The organism is Streptomyces sp. NPDC005004, assembly GCF_053600675.1.
Map to the genome: position 1 here is coordinate 205,396 of NZ_JBSGAH010000008.1, position 17,771 is coordinate 223,166.

At 66.7% G+C, this 17,771-nt stretch carries 13 protein-coding genes; 3 read left to right on the top strand and 10 right to left on the bottom strand.

The window, feature by feature from the left end; all coding sequences use genetic code 11:
- Nucleotides 1-27: 27 nt before the first annotated feature.
- Entirely contained in the window at nt 28-285 is a 258-nt protein-coding gene (locus ACWEEU_RS13935; protein WP_385741468.1) for a hypothetical protein, read from the bottom strand.
- 165 nt (nt 286-450) lie between these two features.
- On the opposite strand from ACWEEU_RS13935, the gene ACWEEU_RS13940 reads away from it, so the two are divergent.
- Nucleotides 451-2,034, top strand: a complete 1,584-nt coding sequence (locus ACWEEU_RS13940) for a purple acid phosphatase family protein (RefSeq protein ID WP_451732121.1) — start codon at nt 451-453, stop codon at nt 2,032-2,034.
- Between the two features lie 67 nt (nt 2,035-2,101).
- Here ACWEEU_RS13940 and ACWEEU_RS13945 read toward each other — a convergent pair whose 3' ends face one another.
- Both ACWEEU_RS13945 and ACWEEU_RS13950 read right to left on the bottom strand, forming a co-directional pair.
- Nucleotides 2,102-3,871, bottom strand: coding sequence for an IucA/IucC family protein (locus ACWEEU_RS13945; RefSeq protein WP_451731900.1), 1,770 nt, complete (start codon nt 3,869-3,871; stop codon nt 2,102-2,104).
- On the bottom strand, nt 3,868-4,419 hold the full coding sequence (locus tag ACWEEU_RS13950) for a GNAT family N-acetyltransferase (protein WP_451731903.1): 552 nt from the start codon (nt 4,417-4,419) through the stop codon (nt 3,868-3,870). The genes ACWEEU_RS13945 and ACWEEU_RS13950 overlap by 4 nt, the downstream gene beginning before the upstream one ends.
- A 122-nt stretch (nt 4,420-4,541) precedes the next feature.
- Between ACWEEU_RS13950 and ACWEEU_RS13955 the strand changes: the two genes are divergently transcribed.
- Nucleotides 4,542-5,651 carry an RNA-guided endonuclease InsQ/TnpB family protein gene (locus ACWEEU_RS13955; protein WP_451731906.1) on the top strand — a complete coding sequence of 370 codons (1,110 nt, stop codon included), beginning with the start codon at nt 4,542-4,544 and terminating at the stop codon, nt 5,649-5,651.
- Here the strand turns inward: ACWEEU_RS13955 and ACWEEU_RS13960 are convergent.
- The 7 genes from ACWEEU_RS13960 to ACWEEU_RS13990 all read right to left on the bottom strand — a co-directional run bounded on the left by ACWEEU_RS13960 (nt 5,606) and on the right by ACWEEU_RS13990 (nt 12,609).
- Nucleotides 5,606-6,880: a lysine N(6)-hydroxylase/L-ornithine N(5)-oxygenase family protein gene (locus ACWEEU_RS13960; RefSeq protein WP_451731909.1), complete on the bottom strand. Its 1,275-nt coding sequence runs from the start codon at nt 6,878-6,880 to the stop codon at nt 5,606-5,608. The genes ACWEEU_RS13955 and ACWEEU_RS13960 overlap by 46 nt on opposite strands.
- Nucleotides 6,864-8,306, bottom strand: coding sequence for a lysine decarboxylase DesA (gene desA / locus ACWEEU_RS13965; protein WP_451731912.1), 1,443 nt, complete (start codon nt 8,304-8,306; stop codon nt 6,864-6,866). The genes ACWEEU_RS13960 and desA overlap by 17 nt, the downstream gene beginning before the upstream one ends.
- Before the next feature lie 548 nt (nt 8,307-8,854).
- The gene (locus tag ACWEEU_RS13970; RefSeq protein ID WP_451731915.1) at nt 8,855-9,898 is read right to left on the bottom strand and encodes an ABC transporter substrate-binding protein; all 1,044 of its coding nucleotides are present in this window, start codon (nt 9,896-9,898) and stop codon (nt 8,855-8,857) included.
- Between the two features lie 127 nt (nt 9,899-10,025).
- Nucleotides 10,026-10,490 (bottom strand): hypothetical protein, encoded by a 465-nt coding sequence (locus ACWEEU_RS13975; RefSeq protein ID WP_451731918.1) that lies wholly within the window; start codon nt 10,488-10,490, stop codon nt 10,026-10,028.
- A 59-nt stretch (nt 10,491-10,549) separates the two neighbouring features.
- The gene (locus ACWEEU_RS13980; protein ID WP_451731920.1) at nt 10,550-10,792 is read right to left on the bottom strand and encodes a hypothetical protein; all 243 of its coding nucleotides are present in this window, start codon (nt 10,790-10,792) and stop codon (nt 10,550-10,552) included.
- A 363-nt stretch (nt 10,793-11,155) separates the two neighbouring features.
- Nucleotides 11,156-12,073 (bottom strand): hypothetical protein, encoded by a 918-nt coding sequence (locus tag ACWEEU_RS13985; RefSeq protein WP_451731923.1) that lies wholly within the window; start codon nt 12,071-12,073, stop codon nt 11,156-11,158.
- 2 nt (nt 12,074-12,075) lie between these two features.
- Nucleotides 12,076-12,609: a hypothetical protein gene (locus tag ACWEEU_RS13990; RefSeq protein ID WP_451731926.1), complete on the bottom strand. Its 534-nt coding sequence runs from the start codon at nt 12,607-12,609 to the stop codon at nt 12,076-12,078.
- 1,054 nt (nt 12,610-13,663) lie between these two features.
- On the opposite strand from ACWEEU_RS13990, the gene ACWEEU_RS13995 reads away from it, so the two are divergent.
- Nucleotides 13,664-17,758 carry an SGNH/GDSL hydrolase family protein gene (locus ACWEEU_RS13995; protein WP_451731929.1) on the top strand — a complete coding sequence of 1,365 codons (4,095 nt, stop codon included), beginning with the start codon at nt 13,664-13,666 and terminating at the stop codon, nt 17,756-17,758.
- The last annotated feature ends 13 nt before the right edge of the window (nt 17,759-17,771 follow it).

The window sequence follows — 17,771 nt, forward strand, 5'->3', positions numbered from 1 at the left end:
GTATGTCTTCCCTCACCCTGGAGTTTCTCAGCCGTAGACCATGCGGCGCAGTTGCCTGAGCGTCAGCTCCGGCGGCGCCACGGCCCGGTATTTCAGGTCCGCCTCGATCTGTTCGAAGATCGCCGTGTTCCGCAGGCCCTCGGCCTGCAGTTCACGGTGGCGGCGACGGACGTACTCCTGGGTCGTCTCGTCGAAGTAGGCCAGCACGTCCTGGATCACCCGCAGCGCTTCGCCCCTGCTCAGCGGGGTGGAGCGCGTCAGATGATCGACAAGTTCCTCGTGCACCCGGTAGATCCTCGGGCACGATCGCCACTTTCGCAAGAATCCTGCCCGAAATCGGGCAAGCGCCTGTTGGGGCTCCGATGGGGTGCTGTTAGCCGGAAGTCCACCCGGCGTCCTGGGCGGCGTCGCCCGCGGGGGGCACCTTCTGGTGGCATGGACATTCCTCGTATGGGCGTACCCGAGAAGCTGGCCGACCGCATGAGCATGGCCGAGCAGCACGAGTATCTGCGCTCCAGGTTCTCCCGGCGGACCATGATCAGAGGCGGCGCCGTGACGGTGGGCACCGTGGTCGGCGGCGCGTTCGTCTCCGGCGCCTCGGCCCAGGCGGCCGCGCCGACGGCCGGCACCGCCGCCACGATCCCCGCCCACCGCCCCGCCGAGAGCGTCGACGGCGCCCTCGTCGCCCCCTTCGGACGCCATCTGGCCTGGGGCAACGACCCGCGCACCGAGGTCACCGTCTCCTGGCAGGTGCCCGTCGCGGTCAAGCGGCCCTTCATCCGGGTCGGCGCCCACCCCTGGGACCTCTCCCGCAGGATCCAGGCCGAGGTCCGCACTCTCCACACCCCGGCCGGAGTCGGCGCCAGTGGCGACCACACCCAGTACTACGTCCACGCCAAGCTGACCCACCTGCGCCCCGGCCAGACCTATTACTACGGCGTCGGCCACCAGGGCTTCGACCCCGCCGCGCCCCACCTGCTCGGCACCCTCGGCACCTTCACCACCGCCCCCGCCGGGAAGAAGCCCTTCACCTTCACCGCGTTCGGCGACGAGGGCGTCGGCTACCACGGACTGGCCAACAACGCCCTGATCCTCGGCCAGAACCCCGCCTTCCACCTGCACGCCGGCGACATCGCCTACGGCGACCCGGCCGGCCAGGGCAAGACCGCCGACACCGGCTTCGACTCGCGCACCTGGGACCAGTTCCTGCACCAGACGGAGTCCGTCGCCAAACAGGTCCCCTGGATGCCCGCCTACGGCAACCACGACATGGAAGCCTGGTACTCGCCCAACGGCTACGGCGGCGAGGAAGCCCGCTGGACCCTCCCCGACAACGGCCCCGACCGCAAGAACCTCCCCGGCGTCTACTCCTTCGTCTACGGCAACACCGCCGTGATCTCGCTCGACGCCAACGACATCTCCTACGAGATCCCCGCCAACCTCGGCATCTCCGGCGGCACCCAGACCACGTGGCTGGAGACCCAGCTCAAGAAGTACCGCGCCGCGAAGGACGTGGACTTCATCGTGGTCTTCTTCCACCACTGCGCCTACTGCACCTCCACCGCCCACGCCTCCGAGGGAGGGGTACGGCAGGAGTGGGTGCCGCTGTTCGAGAAGTACACCGTGGACCTGGTCATCAACGGCCACAACCACCAGTACGAGCGCACCGACGTCATCAAGGGCGACAAGGTCGTCAAGAAGCTCCCCATCGGCGGCACCGCCTACCCGGAGAGCGAGGGCGTCGTCTACGTCACCGCCGGTGCGGCCGGCCGCAGCCTGTACGCCTTCACCGCGCCCGACTCCTACGAGGGGCACGAGCACGAGGTCGAGTCCGTGGCCTCCTTCGTCAACCTCAAGGACGGCAAGCACGACGAGTCCGTCACCTGGTCCCGGGTGCGCTACCTCGACTACTCCTTCCTGCGCGTCGACGTCACGCCCGCGCCGAAGGGGCACACGGCGAAGCTGACCGTGTCGGGCATCGCGGAGACCGGCGAGCGGATCGACCACTTCACGGTGGCGCGCAAGGCGAAGTAGGCGGCGGGCACGGGAACGGGCACCCCGGAGGACCGTAATCCGGGGTGCCCGCGCCCTGTGCTGCCGCTCAGCGCCCGGCGAGCGGGTTCCGCAGAGTGCCGACGAGCTGGAGCGCGCCGGAGGGATCGGCGAGGTCCACCATCTGCCGGTTGTCGCGCAGTTGCAGCCGGTTCAGGCAGGACAGCGCGAACTCCGGCGCGAAAATGTCGTACCGCGCGAACTTCTCCGCGAGCTGCGGGTTGGCCGCCTGGTACGCCCGGGTGACCTCCGCGACCGTGCCCCAGAACTCGTCCTCCGACAGGACGCCCTCGGCCGCCAGGCTGGCCGCCAGGAAGCGGAAGAAGCAGTCGAAGACGTCCGTGAAGACCGACAGCAGCTTCGTGTCCTCGGGCACCTCGACCCGGATGCGCCGGACCTCCGGCGGCAGCACCGCGTCCGGGTCCAGCACGGCGATCTCCTCCGCGATGTCCTTGTACACCGCGCGCCGGACCGCGCCGTCGGCCAGGACCAGGATCACGTTCTCGCCGTGCGGCATGAACACCAGGTCGTAGGCGTAGAAGCTGTGCAGCAGCGGCACGTAGTACGCGCGCAGATAGGCGCGCAGCCAGTCGGCGGGCGGCTGCCCCGAGCGCTCGATCAGCGCGGCCGCGAAGGAGGCGCCGTCCTGGTCGGTGTGGAGCAGGGAGGCCATGGTCGCGAGCGACTCGCCCTCGGCGAGCCGGGTCACCGGGGACTCCCGCCACAGCGCCGCCAGCATCTTGCGGTACGGCGAGTGGCGGTCGGCCGCCCGCTCGAACTCCAGGTGCCGGTAGCCCACGGCCGCCCGCTCGCGGATGATCGTCAGGCCCGTGTCCCGCAGGACCGGGTCGCTCTCCACCAACCGCGCCAGCCAGTCGTTGATCGCCGGGGTCGCCTCCATGTAGGCGGCCGACAGGCCCCGCATGAATCCCATGTTGAGGACGGACAGGGCCGTCTTCACGTAGTGCTTCTCCGGGTGCGAGGTGTTGAAGAAGGTCCGGATGGACTGCTGGGCCAGATACTCGTCCTCGCCCTCGCCCAGGCACACCAGGTTGCGGCGGGCGACCTCGGCGGCGAAGGTCACGCTGAGCTTGTTCCACCACTGCCAGGGGTGGACCGGGATCAGCAGATAGTCCTCCGGGTCGAGACCCTGGCCGGTGAGCACGCCCCGGAACCGCTCCAGGGTGGCCTCGCCCAGCTCACGCCGGAAGAACTCCTCGTACTCGACGCCCGTCCCGGCGGTGAACGCCGCCCGCGAGCGGTGCGCGGCCAGCCAGACCAGTCTCACCGGGCTCGCGGTCTCCGGCGCGTACGCCAGGTACTCGTGCACGCCGAAGCCGAGCCGTCCGTTGTTCGCGACGAAGCAGGGGTGGCCCTCGGTCATCCCGGTCTCGATCTCCTGGAACGAGCCGGCCGCCAGCTCCTTCGCGCTCACGCGGGGCTTGGCGAGCTTGTAGCAGGTGCCGGACAGGGTGGAGGAGATCTCCTCCAGGTACACCGGCAGGATCTCCTCGCTCAGACCGAGCGCTTCCCGGAACTCGACGAAGAAGTCCAGCGCGGCGAACGGGAGTTCGGCGCCGTCCCGGTGCCGGGTGATCGAACCGGCGTCGACCTGCCAGTGGTCGAGCTCCCGGCGGACGGCCGCGAAGCGGTACGAGGTGAGCCTGTCGTCGCCGCGGACGACGTACCGCTCCCCGTCCTCCTCCGGCGTGAGCAGCCGCTCGTGGGCGAACTCCGCGAGAGCCTTGCGGATCAGCAGCCGGTTGGCCTGCTCCCAGCGCTCGGGGGAGAGGTGGGCGACGGAATCGGCGAGCGTCACGCGCTCACCCCCGTCGCCGCCTCGAACCGCTCCCGCGTACAGATACTCAGCAACGCCCGCTTCTCCGGCTTCGCTATCTCCCGTACAGCCTCGAAGCCGACGGTCTCGTTGAGCACGTGCACGGCCTTGTTGCCGACGTCCGGCTCCACGACCACCCGTCGGGTCGCCGGGTCCGCGAACAGATGCGCCATCACGGCCGTGATCACCGACCGGGTGAACCCGTGCACGGGCGTGTCCGTGGACGGCACCAGGAAGTGCATCCCCACGTCCCCCGGCTCCGGCTCGTACAGCCCGACCAGCTCCCGGTGGGCGGGGTCATAGCTCTCCATCAGGAAGGCCGGCACCCCGGACCCGTCCAGCCCGATGAAGGCGTGGTGGTGCGCGTCGGCCGCGATCTCCATGTACGCGCGCTCGACGTCCACGAGCCGCGCGTCCTGCATCATCCAGAACGCCGCCTTCGGGTCCGTGACCCAGCCGTGGACGAGACTGGCGTCCTTCAGGGGGTCGAGGGGGCGGATCGTGAAGCCCAGCAGGGGGGTACTACTCATCAAGAACTCCTCGGGTGCGTGACTTCGTGCGGCAGATCTCGAGGGCACGCACGTTCATCCGTTCGGGTGCGGTATTCAGCGGATGCGCAGGATGGGTTTCTCCGGGCGGCTAGATTCGGGCCATGGGGGAGCAGCGTGTGAAGCGAGCCTTCAAGTACCGCTTCTATCCGACGTCGGACCAAGCTACGCAGCTTGAGCAGACCTTCGGCTGCGTTCGCAAGGTCTACAACATGGCGTTGGAGGCTCGTGATCGAGCGTGGACCGAGGAACGCCGCCGGATTCGCTATCCGGAGACGTCCGCAATACTGACCGAATGGAAAAGGCGAGATGACCTCGCTTATCTGTCCAGCGTCTCCTCGGTCCCGCTCCAGCAGGCGCTGCGTCATCTCAACGTGGCACGGGACCGCTTCTTCGCCAAGCACTCCGGACGGCCCCGCTTCAAATCGCGGAAGCGCTCCCGGCAGGCGGCCGAGTTCACGCGATCCGCATTCAGATGGCGCAACGGTGAGCTGACGCTGGCAAAGATGACGGCTCCGCTTGATATCCGTTGGTCGCGACCGTTGCCGGACGCATCCCGGCCGACCACGGTGACGGTGTCGCGCGATGCCGCCGGACGCTGGTTCGTGTCCATTCTCGTGGAGGACCGCATCCGATGGCCTCATCGGAAAACCCATACGGCAGCCGGTATCGATGTCGGTTTTCACGGCCTTGTGACTCTGTCCGCCGGTGAAAAGGTGTCTCCCTCCAGAGTTGATGCCAAGCAAGCCGGTCGTCTTTCCAGGGCGCAGCGAGAGTTGGCCCGTAAGGAGAAGGGGTCCAGGAATCAGGTCAAAGCCCGCCGGAGAGTGGCCGCACTGCACGCGCGTATCGCTGACCGCAGACGTGATGTCCTGCATAAGATCTCGACTCGAATCGTCCAGGAGAACCAACTGGTCGTGATCGAGGACCTCCCCGTCCGGAATCTCATGGGTAACCGGCCGCTGGCGCGGTCCATCGCCCATGCCGCGTGGGGCGAATTGCGGCGAATGCTGGAGTACAGGCTTCTGGCCGTCGGGCAGGCGGTGTCGGCCTGTGGAGCCGATGTAAGACCTCAACGGAAACTCTCCGGGCGGGCGGTCGGTGACGAAGCAGGAATGCTCAGAGCGCGAGCTGTGAGGGTCCCCGCCCCTGTGGGGCGGGGAACATGTCAAACGGCGAACTCCTGGAAGGCGATGCTCTTCTCCACCGGGTAGTACTCCCTGCCGAGCAGGTCGCGGATGATGGAGGCGTTCCGGTACGGGCCCATGCCCAGGTCGGGGCTGGTGACGCTGTGGGTGTGGACGCCGGCGTTCTGGAGGAAGACGCCCCGGCCGGTGACGTCGATCGCGTAGTTGCGGGCGATGTCGAAGTTGCCGCGGGAGTCGTGGCGCAGGCGGTCGCGGACGGGCCTCAGGAACTCCGGCTCGCGGTACCGGTAGCCGGTGGCCAGGATCAGCCCCTCGCTCTCCAGCTCGAAGTCCTTGCCCTGCTCCTCCTGGCGGAAGGCGAGGGTGTAGGTGCCGTCCTCGTAACGGGCTTTGGTGAGCGCGGAGTTGGTGAGCAGGCGGGTGGGGACCGGGCCGCCGAGGTTCTTCTGGTAGAGCAGGTCGAAGATCTCGTTGATCAGCTCGCCGTCGATGCCCTTGAACAGGCCCTTCTGCGCGGTGGTGAGGCGGTAGCGGGTGTCCTCCGGGAGCGCGTGGAAGTAGTCGATGTACTCCGGGGAGGTCATCTCCAGCGTGAGCTTGGTGTATTCGAGCGGGAAGAAGCGCGGGGAGCGGGTGACCCAGTTCAGCCGGTAGCCGTGGACGTCGATCTCGCCGAGCAGGTCGTGGTAGATCTCCGCGGCCGACTGGCCGCTGCCGACCAGGGTGATGGAGCGCTTCTTCTGGAGTTCCGCCTTGCTCGCCAGATAGCGGGAGTTGTGGATGAAGTCGCCGCCGAGGTCCTGGCACGCCTCGGGGATGTGCGGCGGGGTGCCGGTGCCGAGGACCAGGTGCTGGGCGCGGTAGATGTCACCGGCGTCCGTGTGCACGGCGTACACGCCGTCCTCGTACGTGACTTCGGTGACCGTCGTGCCGAAACGCACGCTGGTCAGCTTGTTGGCCGCCCAGCGGCAGTAGTCGTCGTACTCGACCCGCAGCGGGTAGAAGTTCTCGCGGATGTAGAACGCGTACAGACGGCCCTTCTCCTTCAGGTAGTTGAGGAAGGAGTACGGCGAGGTCGGGTCGGCCAGGGTGACCAGGTCCGACATGAACGGCGTCTGGAGGTGGGCGCCGTCGAGGAACATCCCGGCGTGCCACTCGAAGTCGGGCTTGGATTCGAGGAAGACGCCGTTCAGCTCGTCGATGGGCTCGGTGAGGCAGGCAAGGCCGAGGTTGAAGGGGCCGAGGCCGATGCCGACAAAGTCGAGGACGGGGCCGGCGTCAGGAAGCGCGGTCAAGGGACTCTCCCAGGTACTGCTCGGCGTGGCCGGCGATCAGATCGAGGACGGCGGCGATGTCGGCCGGGGTGGTCTCGGGGTTGAGCAGGGTGAACTTCAGGTAGTGGCGGCCGCCGACCTTGGTGCCCGCGACGACGGCGTCACCGGAGGCGAACAGGGCCTTGCGGGCGTAGAGGTTGGCGCGGTCGATCTCGGCGGGGTCGGTGACACCGGCCGGGACGCACCGGAAGACGAGAGTGGACAGGGTGGGCTCCACGACCACCTCGTAACGGGGGTCGGCGGCAAGGAGTTTCCAGCCCTGCCGGGCCAGTTCGCAGACCTCGTCGAAGAGTTCGCCGATGCCGTCGGCGCCCATCACGCGCAGCGTCATCCAGAGCTTGAGCGCGTCGAAACGGCGCGTGGTCTGGAGGGACTTGTCGACCTGGTTGGGGATGCGCTCCTGGACCGTGCGACGGGGGTTGAGGTAGTCGGCGTGGTAGGTGGCGTGGCGCAGGGTGGCCACGTCGCGTACCAGGAGGGCGGACGAACTCACCGGCTGGAAGAAGGACTTGTGGTAGTCCACGGTGACCGAGTCGGCGCGCTCGATGCCGTTCAGGCGGTCGCGGTGCTTCAGCGAGGTGAGCAGTCCGCAGCCGTACGCGGCGTCCACGTGCATCCACACGCCGGACTGGGCGCACAGCTCGGCGATTTCGGGCAGCGGGTCGATGGAGCCGAAGTCGGTGGTGCCGGCGGTGGCGACGACCGCCATCGGGACCAGGCCGTCCTGTGCGCAGCGCTCCAGCTCGCGGGCGAGCGCGACGGTGTGCATCCGCTTGTCGTGGTCCACGGGGATGGTCACGACCGCGTCGGGGCCGAGGCCGAGCAGTTTCGCGGACTTCCTCACGCTGAAGTGGCTCACCTCGGAGGCGAACACCCGCAGTTTCTCCAGGGGTTCGGCCTTCGCCTCCTCGCGGGCGAGCAGCAGGGCCTGGAGATTGGACTGGCTGCCACCGGAGGTGAAGACCCCGTCGGCGTTCTCGCCGAGGCCGATGCGTTCGGTGGTCCAGTCGATCAGCTTCCGCTCGATGAGCGTGGCCCCGGCCGACTGGTCCCAGGTGTCCAGCGAGGAGTTGACGGCGGAGAGCACGGCCTCGCCGAGCACCGCCGGAATGACGACCGGGCAGTTGAGGTGGGCGAGGTAGCGGGGATGGTGGAAGTAGACGGCGTCGCGGAGGTACAGCTCCTCCAGCTCGTCCAGCACGGCGGCGGTGTCGCCGAGCGGGCGGTCCAGGTCGACGGCGTCGATGCGGGGGGCGAGGTCGTCGGCGGTGACGCCGGTGAACGGACGTTCGGTGGTGGCGAGTTTGGCCGCCACCCGCTCTACTCCTTCGGTCACGGAGCGGCGGTAGTGCTCCGCGGTGAGGCCATTGAGCAGGTGCGAGCGCATGTGGGGTCCTCCGAGGGGACTGTCCGTGCGGGAACGTCAGCTTAGGTTAGCCTAACCTTAGTTGACTTGGGGTTGATCGCGGAGGTGCGGTGACGGGGGTCACGTCGCTGGTGCGCTCGGCTTCGACGGTGAGGGTGTCGGGTGTGCTGGTATCAGGCGCGGGGGGCCGGGGCTCAGGGGTGGGGCTGTGCGCTCGCTCGCGTGGGGAGCGTCAGGGCGCGGCCGACTGTGGCTGATGGGCCGGGGGTGGGGGTGCGGCCGGTCGGGTGGACGCCTCTTGGCGGGGTCTTCCGGGCGTCGGGCAGCCAGAGTTCGCCCCCGTGACCGGGGGTCGGGGCCGGGGCGGCCGGGTGGGCGTCGGCCAGGGGTGTCTGCGTCACCTGCCGTACGCCGTCGTGGTGTTCGGTGCGCTCCGCTCAGGCGGCGGGCGGCCCCGCATGCGAACCAGGCCGCCCCTTTCGCGGCGCCCCGGGGGATGGGTGGCGGATCAGGGCGGCCTGGGCCGTCGTCATGCGGGGGAGGGCTCCTGAAGGTCAGGAAGGGGAAGGTCAGCCGACCTTCTTCGCCGTTTCGATGGCCTTCGCGAGGTTTTCGAGGAGCGGGGCGCACTTGGCGTAGGACAGGATCGGCTCGGCGGAGCGCGGGATGACCTGGCCGGCCTTGACGGCGGGGAGCTTCTTCCAGGTGGCCTTGGTGATGTCGGCGGGCTGGAGGGCCGAGGTGCGGTCGTCCATCATGATGATGTCGGCCTTGTACTTGTCGACGTTCTCCCAGCTCAGCGTCTCGAACCAGCCGCCGGTGGCCTTCTTGGCGGACTCGGAGGGCTCGACGAAGTTCACGCCGAGGGACTTGAAGTACTCCAGGTCGGCGGAGAGGTGCGTGCCGGAGACGTAGAAGACGCTCGGGGCGGCGGAACCGGCCATGACCTTGATCTCCGGGCGGGACTTCGCGGCCTTGCGCAGCCGCTCGGAGGCGTCCTCGAAGCGCTTCTTCGCGGCGAGCACCTCGGCGGCCTTCATGTCGGCGCCCAGCGACTCGGCCAGCTCCCACACGCGCTGGAGCGGCTTGGACAGCGGGCGGTCGAAGACGGAGATCGCGACGCTCGGCGCCAGCTTGGCGATCTTCGAGGCGGACTCCTGCGGCACGTACCAGAGGGTGCCCTTGGCGTCGAAGCTCGTGGAGATGAGGACCTGGGGGCCGAAGGCGGCGTACTTCTCGATGTTGAACTGGTCCCAGGCGTTGCCGAAGACGGTCAGCTTCTTGACGTCCAGGTCGCCGGCCTGCACGTCGGCCTTGCCGTCCTTCGTCGTGGTCGGGCCGAACACGCCCTTGACCTCGACGCCGTAGTCGTGGAGCGCGGCGGCCATGCCGGTGAAGGCGACGATCCGCGTCGGGACGCTGTCCAGCTTCACGGTGGTGCCGCGGTCGTCCTTGTAGCTCCACGCACCGGACCTGCCGGGCTTGGCCTGCCCCTCGGCGTCACCGCTCTTGCCCTTGTCGTCCCCGCAGGCGGCGAGCGCGACGCCGAGCCCGAGAGCGCCGCCCGCGGTGAGCAGGCCACGACGAGTGAGGGTGGTACGCGAGTGGGACATGGAGTGACTGCTTTCGACCGGGGCGGGTCGCCCGCCGGACTGGTTTGGAGCAAGGTTAGCCTAACCTTGCTCCATGTCCAGGGGGTGGCAGGGGCCTTCCGGTGTGCGATCGATGCCCGAGGGGCCGTCAGAACCTGTGATTCGTGACGACGGCGTTGCCGAAGACGTCGTAGACGGAGACGAATCCGGCCGTGGAGTCCTTCCACGAGGCGAATGCCTCGGCGATGGCGTCCGCCGCCCCCTGCGGGTCCGCGACCGGGGTGCGGCCGCCGCCGATGTCCGTGGCGACATAGGCGTTGCCCGCGTGCGCGTCCCAGGTGCCGACGATGCGGTCCACGCGGGCGGCGGCCGACTTCTGCGCCTCGGTGCCGTGTACGGCGGTCCAGGCCCGGAACTCCCGCGCGTTCGCCTTCGAGCGCGTCCGGTCCTGGTCGGCGGGCAGCTTCTCCGCCGCCCGCGTCGTGCCGTCCGGCCGCGCACTGTCCTCCAGCACCGAACAGCCGGTGCCCCCGCCGACCAGGAACACGGTCAGGGCGAGCGCGGCGATCGCCTGCGAGCGGGGGCGTGTGGGACGTGCGATGCGAGGCGTCATGGCTAACCCTGATGACATGAGAGTTAATTGATCCTTCATCAAGTAATCGCCGAGGTGGGTCAACCGACGGCGACGTCGGCTACACGAGCGCCGGCAGATCCGGACCGACTGCTCCACGGAGCGCTGACCGTTCCGGTGTACGTGGTGTGGTCATTGACGCGTTTGTGTACGGCCCGCTGGGCGACTCCGTAGCCGTCGGAGTCGAGGAAGACGAAGGCGATCGTATAGGTGAGCGGGTGCTGTCTGTTATTGCGGATACGGTACTCGGCCTTGGCGACAAGGCCGGTCTTCGTGGCTTCCACGTCGTACTGGGTGATAGTTACGTCGCCTTTTGGTGCGTAAGTGCTCTTGTGTCCCTGCGGGTCAGCGTCGGCAGTGCACGCCGAGAGGGCCAGGAGAAGAAGGGCGAGTCCAGCTGATCGGCGCGTATAGGTTCGCATGAGCATGAAGCGACTCCGGGCTGTTGGTTCGGCAAACCTGGCCACCGCCGCGAGCTTCCGGTCACGGAGGTGGGGCCGCGCCGCATATGTGGGTAGAGCATGGACTCCGGCTGGGCCGGTTGCGCTTCCGGCGTTGCCGAGCGGATTCTCGTGTTTGCGGGACGAGAGAGCCAACCGCCGCGGCTGGGGACAGCCGCGGCGGTTGCACTCGGCCTGAAGGGGCGGCTAGTTCTCGCTGAGGACGGTCCGGGCCGTATCGGTCATTTTGTCATTACGGGCCTTCTCGGCCTTGAGCTCTGCCTTATGGTCGTCGATCTGCTGTTGCTGGTGCACGGCTTCGGCCTCGTGCCAGACGGTGACGAGGTCGGACGACCGCTTGCAGGTGACATCGTCGTTGGCCTGGTCGATCTCGGAGACGGACGCCTTCTCCGCCGTGCCTGCTGCCGCCGAAGGCATGGCGTTGAGCGGGTCGTCCACAGGGTAATCCTGCCTGGCCATGCATGCCGACCACTTGGCTATGGCCGCCGCAACCTTCGGGTCCTGCTGCGTGGTCTCCAGTGATTCAGCGGCGAGGTCTCCGGCGAGGTCGGTTTCGTAAAGAATGCCGACCTTCTTATTGGCTTCAGGCACGCATGTGTTCTCCAGGGCGTCGAACCACCCTTCGCTGCGGCCTTCCGTCTCCTCCTCCGTGGCGGTGTCGTCGGCAGGCTCCTCGGCTGCTCCGGGCGCCTGGTAACCGTACGTCTGCGCGGTCTTGGCGTCGGTGATGCCGTAGCGACGCTCCATGTTCATGTCGTCATATGAAAGAGCCGGGGTCGAGCCGGAAGCGGGCGGGGCGAACTTGAACCCCAGACGCGCCATGCATGCGGTCTTGACCTTGTCTTTAGCGGTCTCGATGGTGACCTCGTCCGGGTAGGACAGCATGTAGTCCTCAAGCGGTAGCCGCATGCCCGCCGCAAGGCCACTTTCCACTCGGGCCGTCGGCCACTTGGCGTGGAGGCCGGCGTCCGGAAGGGAGCCGGCCTCGGTTCTGGTGTGCACCGTCTGGCGGGTCTGAGCGTGCTCGGTACCGCATGCGGCGGTGCTGGCGAGCGCCGAGCATGAGATGACCAGCGCAGCGGAACGTATCCACTTCTTGGGCATGACTAATTCCTCTTGCTCGACGAGTTCTTGTTCTTCAGGCCACTGCTCAGGTTCCGCGCGATGCCGTCGTACTTTGGGATCGTCTTCTTGCTGCCGGCGTACCCGGTGTTGCTGTAGACGGTGTACGAGTGGGAAGGGTCCTGGTTGTAAGCAGAAGCGGCATTGTCTGTGGCGTACTGTCCGTCGCCCTTGTTGTCACACGGGGCGGACATGCCCTTGTGGGTGTCACCGTCAGGGTCGGTGTAGTAGCCAGGGAATGCACTGAAGATGTATCGAACAACCGAAGCCCCGTTGGGGGAGTAGCCCCAGTGGTTCGTGATCGATTTGTTGCTGATGAAACAGCCGCTCTCGGACAATTGCGTTGTCTCGGAGCGGGAGGCGTAGTGAATGCGGAAGCATGCCCGGTTGTAGCTGGAGCTGCACTCGTCAGCCACGTATGAGGTCGCGGCGAACGCGGGTGGTGAGGTTGCAAAGACGGCCGCGAGCGCCGCCGCCGCAGTGGCGAGAGTGGTTATGGGTCTTACAAGACGCGCCAATGTGTCCCCCTTTTGCCTTCTGCACACCAAGGGGTGTCCCGTTGTGTGCGGTCCCGCACCCTTGGACATGCCCCCGTGTATGGTCAAGGCTCGAAGCTTCTGGTCTGGGATATTCAGCTCCGGCCTGGGTTACTTTAGTCGCGACGTGAACGCAAGTCGCAAGACCTGATCGAGGGCGTGGCAGGAAATCGATCCCTGCGTGCCAGAAGCAGACGCGATCTTGCCAATTGCCGCCACCGCCTCCAGCGTGCGAGGTTCCTGTGGGGAGCTGGGAGCGGAGGGTCCAGTGCTACGGCGGGTGCTCGGCCATGTTTGGCCGGATGCTGATCTCTCGCCCAACATGCTCAGGGGCATCTGTACAGGCCGTGCGTTGTGGTCGAGTTTGACCGATTCCCCACACGTTCGTAGGTATCGTCGACGTCCACCGGGACCATCAGTTGGAACAGCCAGTACTTCGCAAGCATGACGACCTGGACTGGGTTTGTGTGAACTAGATCACAGGGGTGGTCAACTACTCACTGTGTGCAATCTGATCAAACCTTCTTCGTTGTTCTGCGGAGGTATCTCGACCGAAAGCGGTGCATCCATCGTGTGGACCTGACCGAGAATCGCCGACTTCTCTCCGGCGGTCGGGGGAGAGTGTAGTAAGTCAGAGGAAGGCGGCCCGAAAGGCGAGAAAGCGGGCACGGGATGGAACTTTGGGTAGCGACGCCCTCCGCTTTGTAAACCCTTCACCTTTGACCTTCTATTGCGCATCCTGTGAGTGGCCTATGCTCCCCCGGCGTTGGGGCGTTGACAGGTTCTTCAACCTGGTGTGGCGTGTGGTTACGAGTTTTCGCTGCCGTCAAGGGAGGAGAAAAACGGCCGTCGATTCGCCATGCGCACAGTCAGAATCGCGGGTTCCTCTTACTTGACGCCGCACTTCCTCACTTCTCGGATTGCCCGCTTCCCGCATCGACAGCAACGCCTCGTCGCCCCGCCTGCCCGCCTGAACCGGGCTGGCGGGCCTTGGTGTCGCTGTGCCGTGTCCAGAGAGACAACGAAAAGGACGAATATGCAAAAAGGCACCAGACGGGGCCGCCATGTCCGTGTCACGGCAGGCTTAGCGGCCACGGTGGTCGTGGCCGCCCTCATGCAGGCGACCACGTCGGCATTCGCCATAGAGGCCAAACCCCAACCGTCATCCTCCCCCTCGACCGAGCCGAGTTCCGTGCCGCCTTCCCGCGTCACGGACCCCGTGCACCGTCTCGGCAAGGGCTGGGACACCTCCGACGACCGAGCGGTCACCGACGCCTCTGATGCGAACAGCTTCAAGATTCTCGTAGCCGACTCCACGAAGGCGTATGAGTGGAAGACTGTGGCTGCTCTGGCCGAGCCTGGCGTCCCGGCCGATTCGTGGATCGGTAACACGTGCGTCATGGACCGCGACCACGTTGCAGCCGTCTACGCACCTCGCATGTTCACCAATAAGCCGGATCTCATGCAGGGCGGTGCGTTCGCAGCCATCGTGAATCTCGGCACCGGCCACGTGACGAAGTTGCCGTTCACTGCCTCGCTCGCCTACTTCGACCCCTCGTGTGACACGGTGACGCGTACGGCGGCGTTCACGGCCTTTCGGAACATGAGCGACCCGGCGAAGATGAAGACGCGCCTGGTCACCGTCGACACGTCCGCCAAGACGGCCCGTGTCACCGCCCTTGTTGGTGAGGTCACCAGCGCGGTCCCGGTCAAGGACGGGGTGGTGGCGGCGCAGGGTCGCCATCTTGTCCATGTCGACCGCCTTGGCAAGGTGAAGAACCTTGCCACGGGTTCCGACGTGCCATTCGAGATCCAGTCCGCGGCGGATGGTCAGGTCGCCTTCATGGATCGCCAGGGCAAGGACATTGCCGTGGCCAAGATTTGGCAGGCCCATGGAAAAGTGGCTCAGATTGCCAAGGGCAAGCTGGGCCACCTGGCACTTCATCAGGGCGACCGTGGGCGGGTGTTCCTCACTGGTCACGCCACGGATGCCCCGCAGACGGCAGGAACCGGTGTAACTCACCTCACCGCTCCGGCCGACGCGGACATCTCCACTCACGGCCGACTTGCCGTCGGCCAAGTTGTCACCCCCGGCGTCCGGCGTGGTCTTGCCAACGTCGCGAACGCGGGCAAGGGCTTCGACAAGAAGACCGCAAACCCCAAGGCCACGGACCGGGTAGCCCCGGCTCCGGATACTGTCGCGACGGACCAGCCGACCACGGTGACTTCCACCGCCACCGCCACGGGGAAGAAGATCACTCAGAGCGTTGCTGTCACTGTGGCGAAGACCGGTAACGACGCTCTCTCGCCGGCGCTGCGTACTCAGACGGCACAGACGTCGAAGGCGAGCCCTCGCGCCGGGGTGGCTGCCGCCGCCGTGTCGCACGATCCGACGGACACTGACCGGTGGTGCTCGGTCCCTCGCAACGACATCAAGCTCCTGGCGCTGCAGCCGACGCCGAATCAGGTCGAATGGGCCGTCGACATGGCCGTACGAGGCGAGCTGCACTCGCAGTGGCTCGTCCAGGGCGGCTGGCGTGACCAGAGCGGGCTCGGCACCGTAGATCCGCAGGGCCTCTTCCCCCGGCCGTCGCTGACCGGGGGCGGCCGCATCCCCGCCAACGTCCTGCTGGGCATCATGGCCCAGGAGTCGAATCTGTGGCAGGCCGAGGGCGGAACGATCCCCGGCCAGGTGGGTAATCCGCTGGCCTCCTACGACGGCTTCTACGGGCACAAGCCGGTAGAAGGCGACCCGGACTCGTACTGGGCGATCCACTGGGATCTCTCAGACTGCGGCTACGGCGTGGGGCAGGTCACCGATGGGATGCGTCTCGCCGGATACGAGAAGGAGGGGGAGACGGCCCTGTCGCCGGCCAAGCAGCGTGGCGTTGCGCTGGACTACGCCGTGAACATCGCCGCCTCCATGTACATCCTTGCCGACAAGTGGAACGAGATCCACGAGCCGGGGCAGAGGATCACCATCAACGACGATGACCCTGCGCGCCCGGAGAATTGGTTCGCGGCGCTGTGGAACTACAACTCGGGTCTGAACCCCGCCGGGAAGGCGGGTGAGGCCGGCAACTGGGGCCTGGGCTGGTACAACAACCCCGCCAACCCGACCTTCAAGCCGGACCGCAAGCCGTTCCTGGACAGTAGTCTGGATCCGGACGGCTGGGCGAAGGACCCCGCGCACCCGCAGGACTGGCCGTACGAGGAGAAGGTGCTCGGCTGGTCCGCCTGGTCCATCGACACTGGTTACTCCTACGCGACCTCCGGGCGGCAGGACTGGCTCGGCGAGTCCGGATACGCCACGGCGGGCTTCCAGCCGGCATGGTGGCTGAGCAACGGGGACCGCAATACGATCAAGCCGCCCCTCGACACCTTCTGCAACACGCACAACAACTGTGACTCGGCCAACCCCCCGAAGTGCCCGGACAAGGCCTGCTTCACCCAGTACTGGTGGCACGAATCCAACGCGACCTGGAAGGCCTGCGCACTGGGCGCGTGCGGAAACGAGAGCCTCAAGTACGCCACCCTGCGCGACGAGCCGGGGCGCGGCTACCGTCTGCACGACGGTACCCCGGTTTGCACCCGCTCAGATCTGCCGCCGAACACGCGGATCGTGCATTCCATGCCCGACAACATCAACACCTACAGCGACTGCGGGAAAACGGGTACCGACGACGGGCACTTCGATTTCACGTTCAACGCGGACCCGGCCGCGACCGGTCCCGGCCTCGGCCCGTACGAGGCCAAGGCCGATCTGCATCAGATCGGCGGCGGTTACGACGGTCACTTTTGGTACGCGCACACTCGGGACACGGCTCACCTAGGCGGCGACGGCGGCCGGATGACCATCAAGGGCACCTGGACCCTGGACTCCAGCCTGACATGGGCGCGTGTGCTGGTTCATTTGCCAGACACGGGAGCGCAGACACGTCAGGCCTGGTACGAGGTCAACGGGACCGATACCAATTCGAATGGAAAGCGGGTGGTGGAGCAGCGCGCGAACCGCTGGGTGAGCCTTGGCGTCTTCCGCTTCACCGGTGCTCCCAGTGTCACGCTGACCAATACCACCGAGGACGGGACCGCGGACGAGGACGTCGCCTGGGACTCGGTCGCCTTCCAGCCTTTGTCCGGCAAACCGAACAATGTGGTTGTCGCCATGGGTGACTCCTACTCGTCCGGCGAAGGCGCGTCGGAAGGTGACCGCGACTATTACGTGGAGACGAACAACCGCAACAGCGTCACGGGCGACCGCGACGCCTGCCACCGTTCCCGCCAGGCGTGGTCGAGGCAGGCGACCATCCCCGGGGAAGCCCAGTCGACGGGGGCCCTGGACGATTCCTGGAGCGCGCGGATGGACTACCACCTCATCGCCTGCTCCGGAGCCCGCACATACAACGTCCTGAGCAAATTCCAGGACAGCAGGGAGATACCGCAGATCCGCCAGGGATACCTCGACGGGAACACGACCCTGGTCACGATCTCCATCGGCGGCAACGACTCACGGTTCAGCGACATCATCCAAGCGTGTCTCCTCATGTGGACGGGCGGAAACTGTGCCGGCAAGTCGTTTGATGCGAGCATGAAGGACGATGACGTTCACGGTCGCGATGCGGGCTTTGTCGGTCTGCCGTTGAGCACTGCCGTCCCTGGCATCATCAACGAGATCGTGCGTCCGGACATCGTCACGACGCTGATGGCGATTCATGATCGGGCACCCAACGCCAAGATCGTCCTCATGGGTTATCCGCCGCTCATCTCCGATGCCGGGTCCTGTCTGCGAATCGGCCCCATCGGTCTGTCAGGGGACTCCGCGAACTGGCTCGGCGACACCGCCGGCACCTTGGCGTCGGCGATGAAGGGAGCCGTCGAGGACGTGAAGGCTCAGGGTGTCTCCGCATGGTTCTCCAACCCGGCGGATGACTTCGCAGGGAAGGGAGTGTGCGGCGATCCCGAACATATCCACGGCATCGTCAAGACTCTTACCGCCTCGGACAAGCCCGTGAAGGACTGGCCGATCCTGAAGGACTACGGGCTTTCCGCCCAGTCGTTCCATCCCAAGATCGGCGGTGCACGTCTGTACGCCAACTCGCTTGAACGCACCATGGCGGGCATGGGCCTCTGAGTAGATTGCTCGA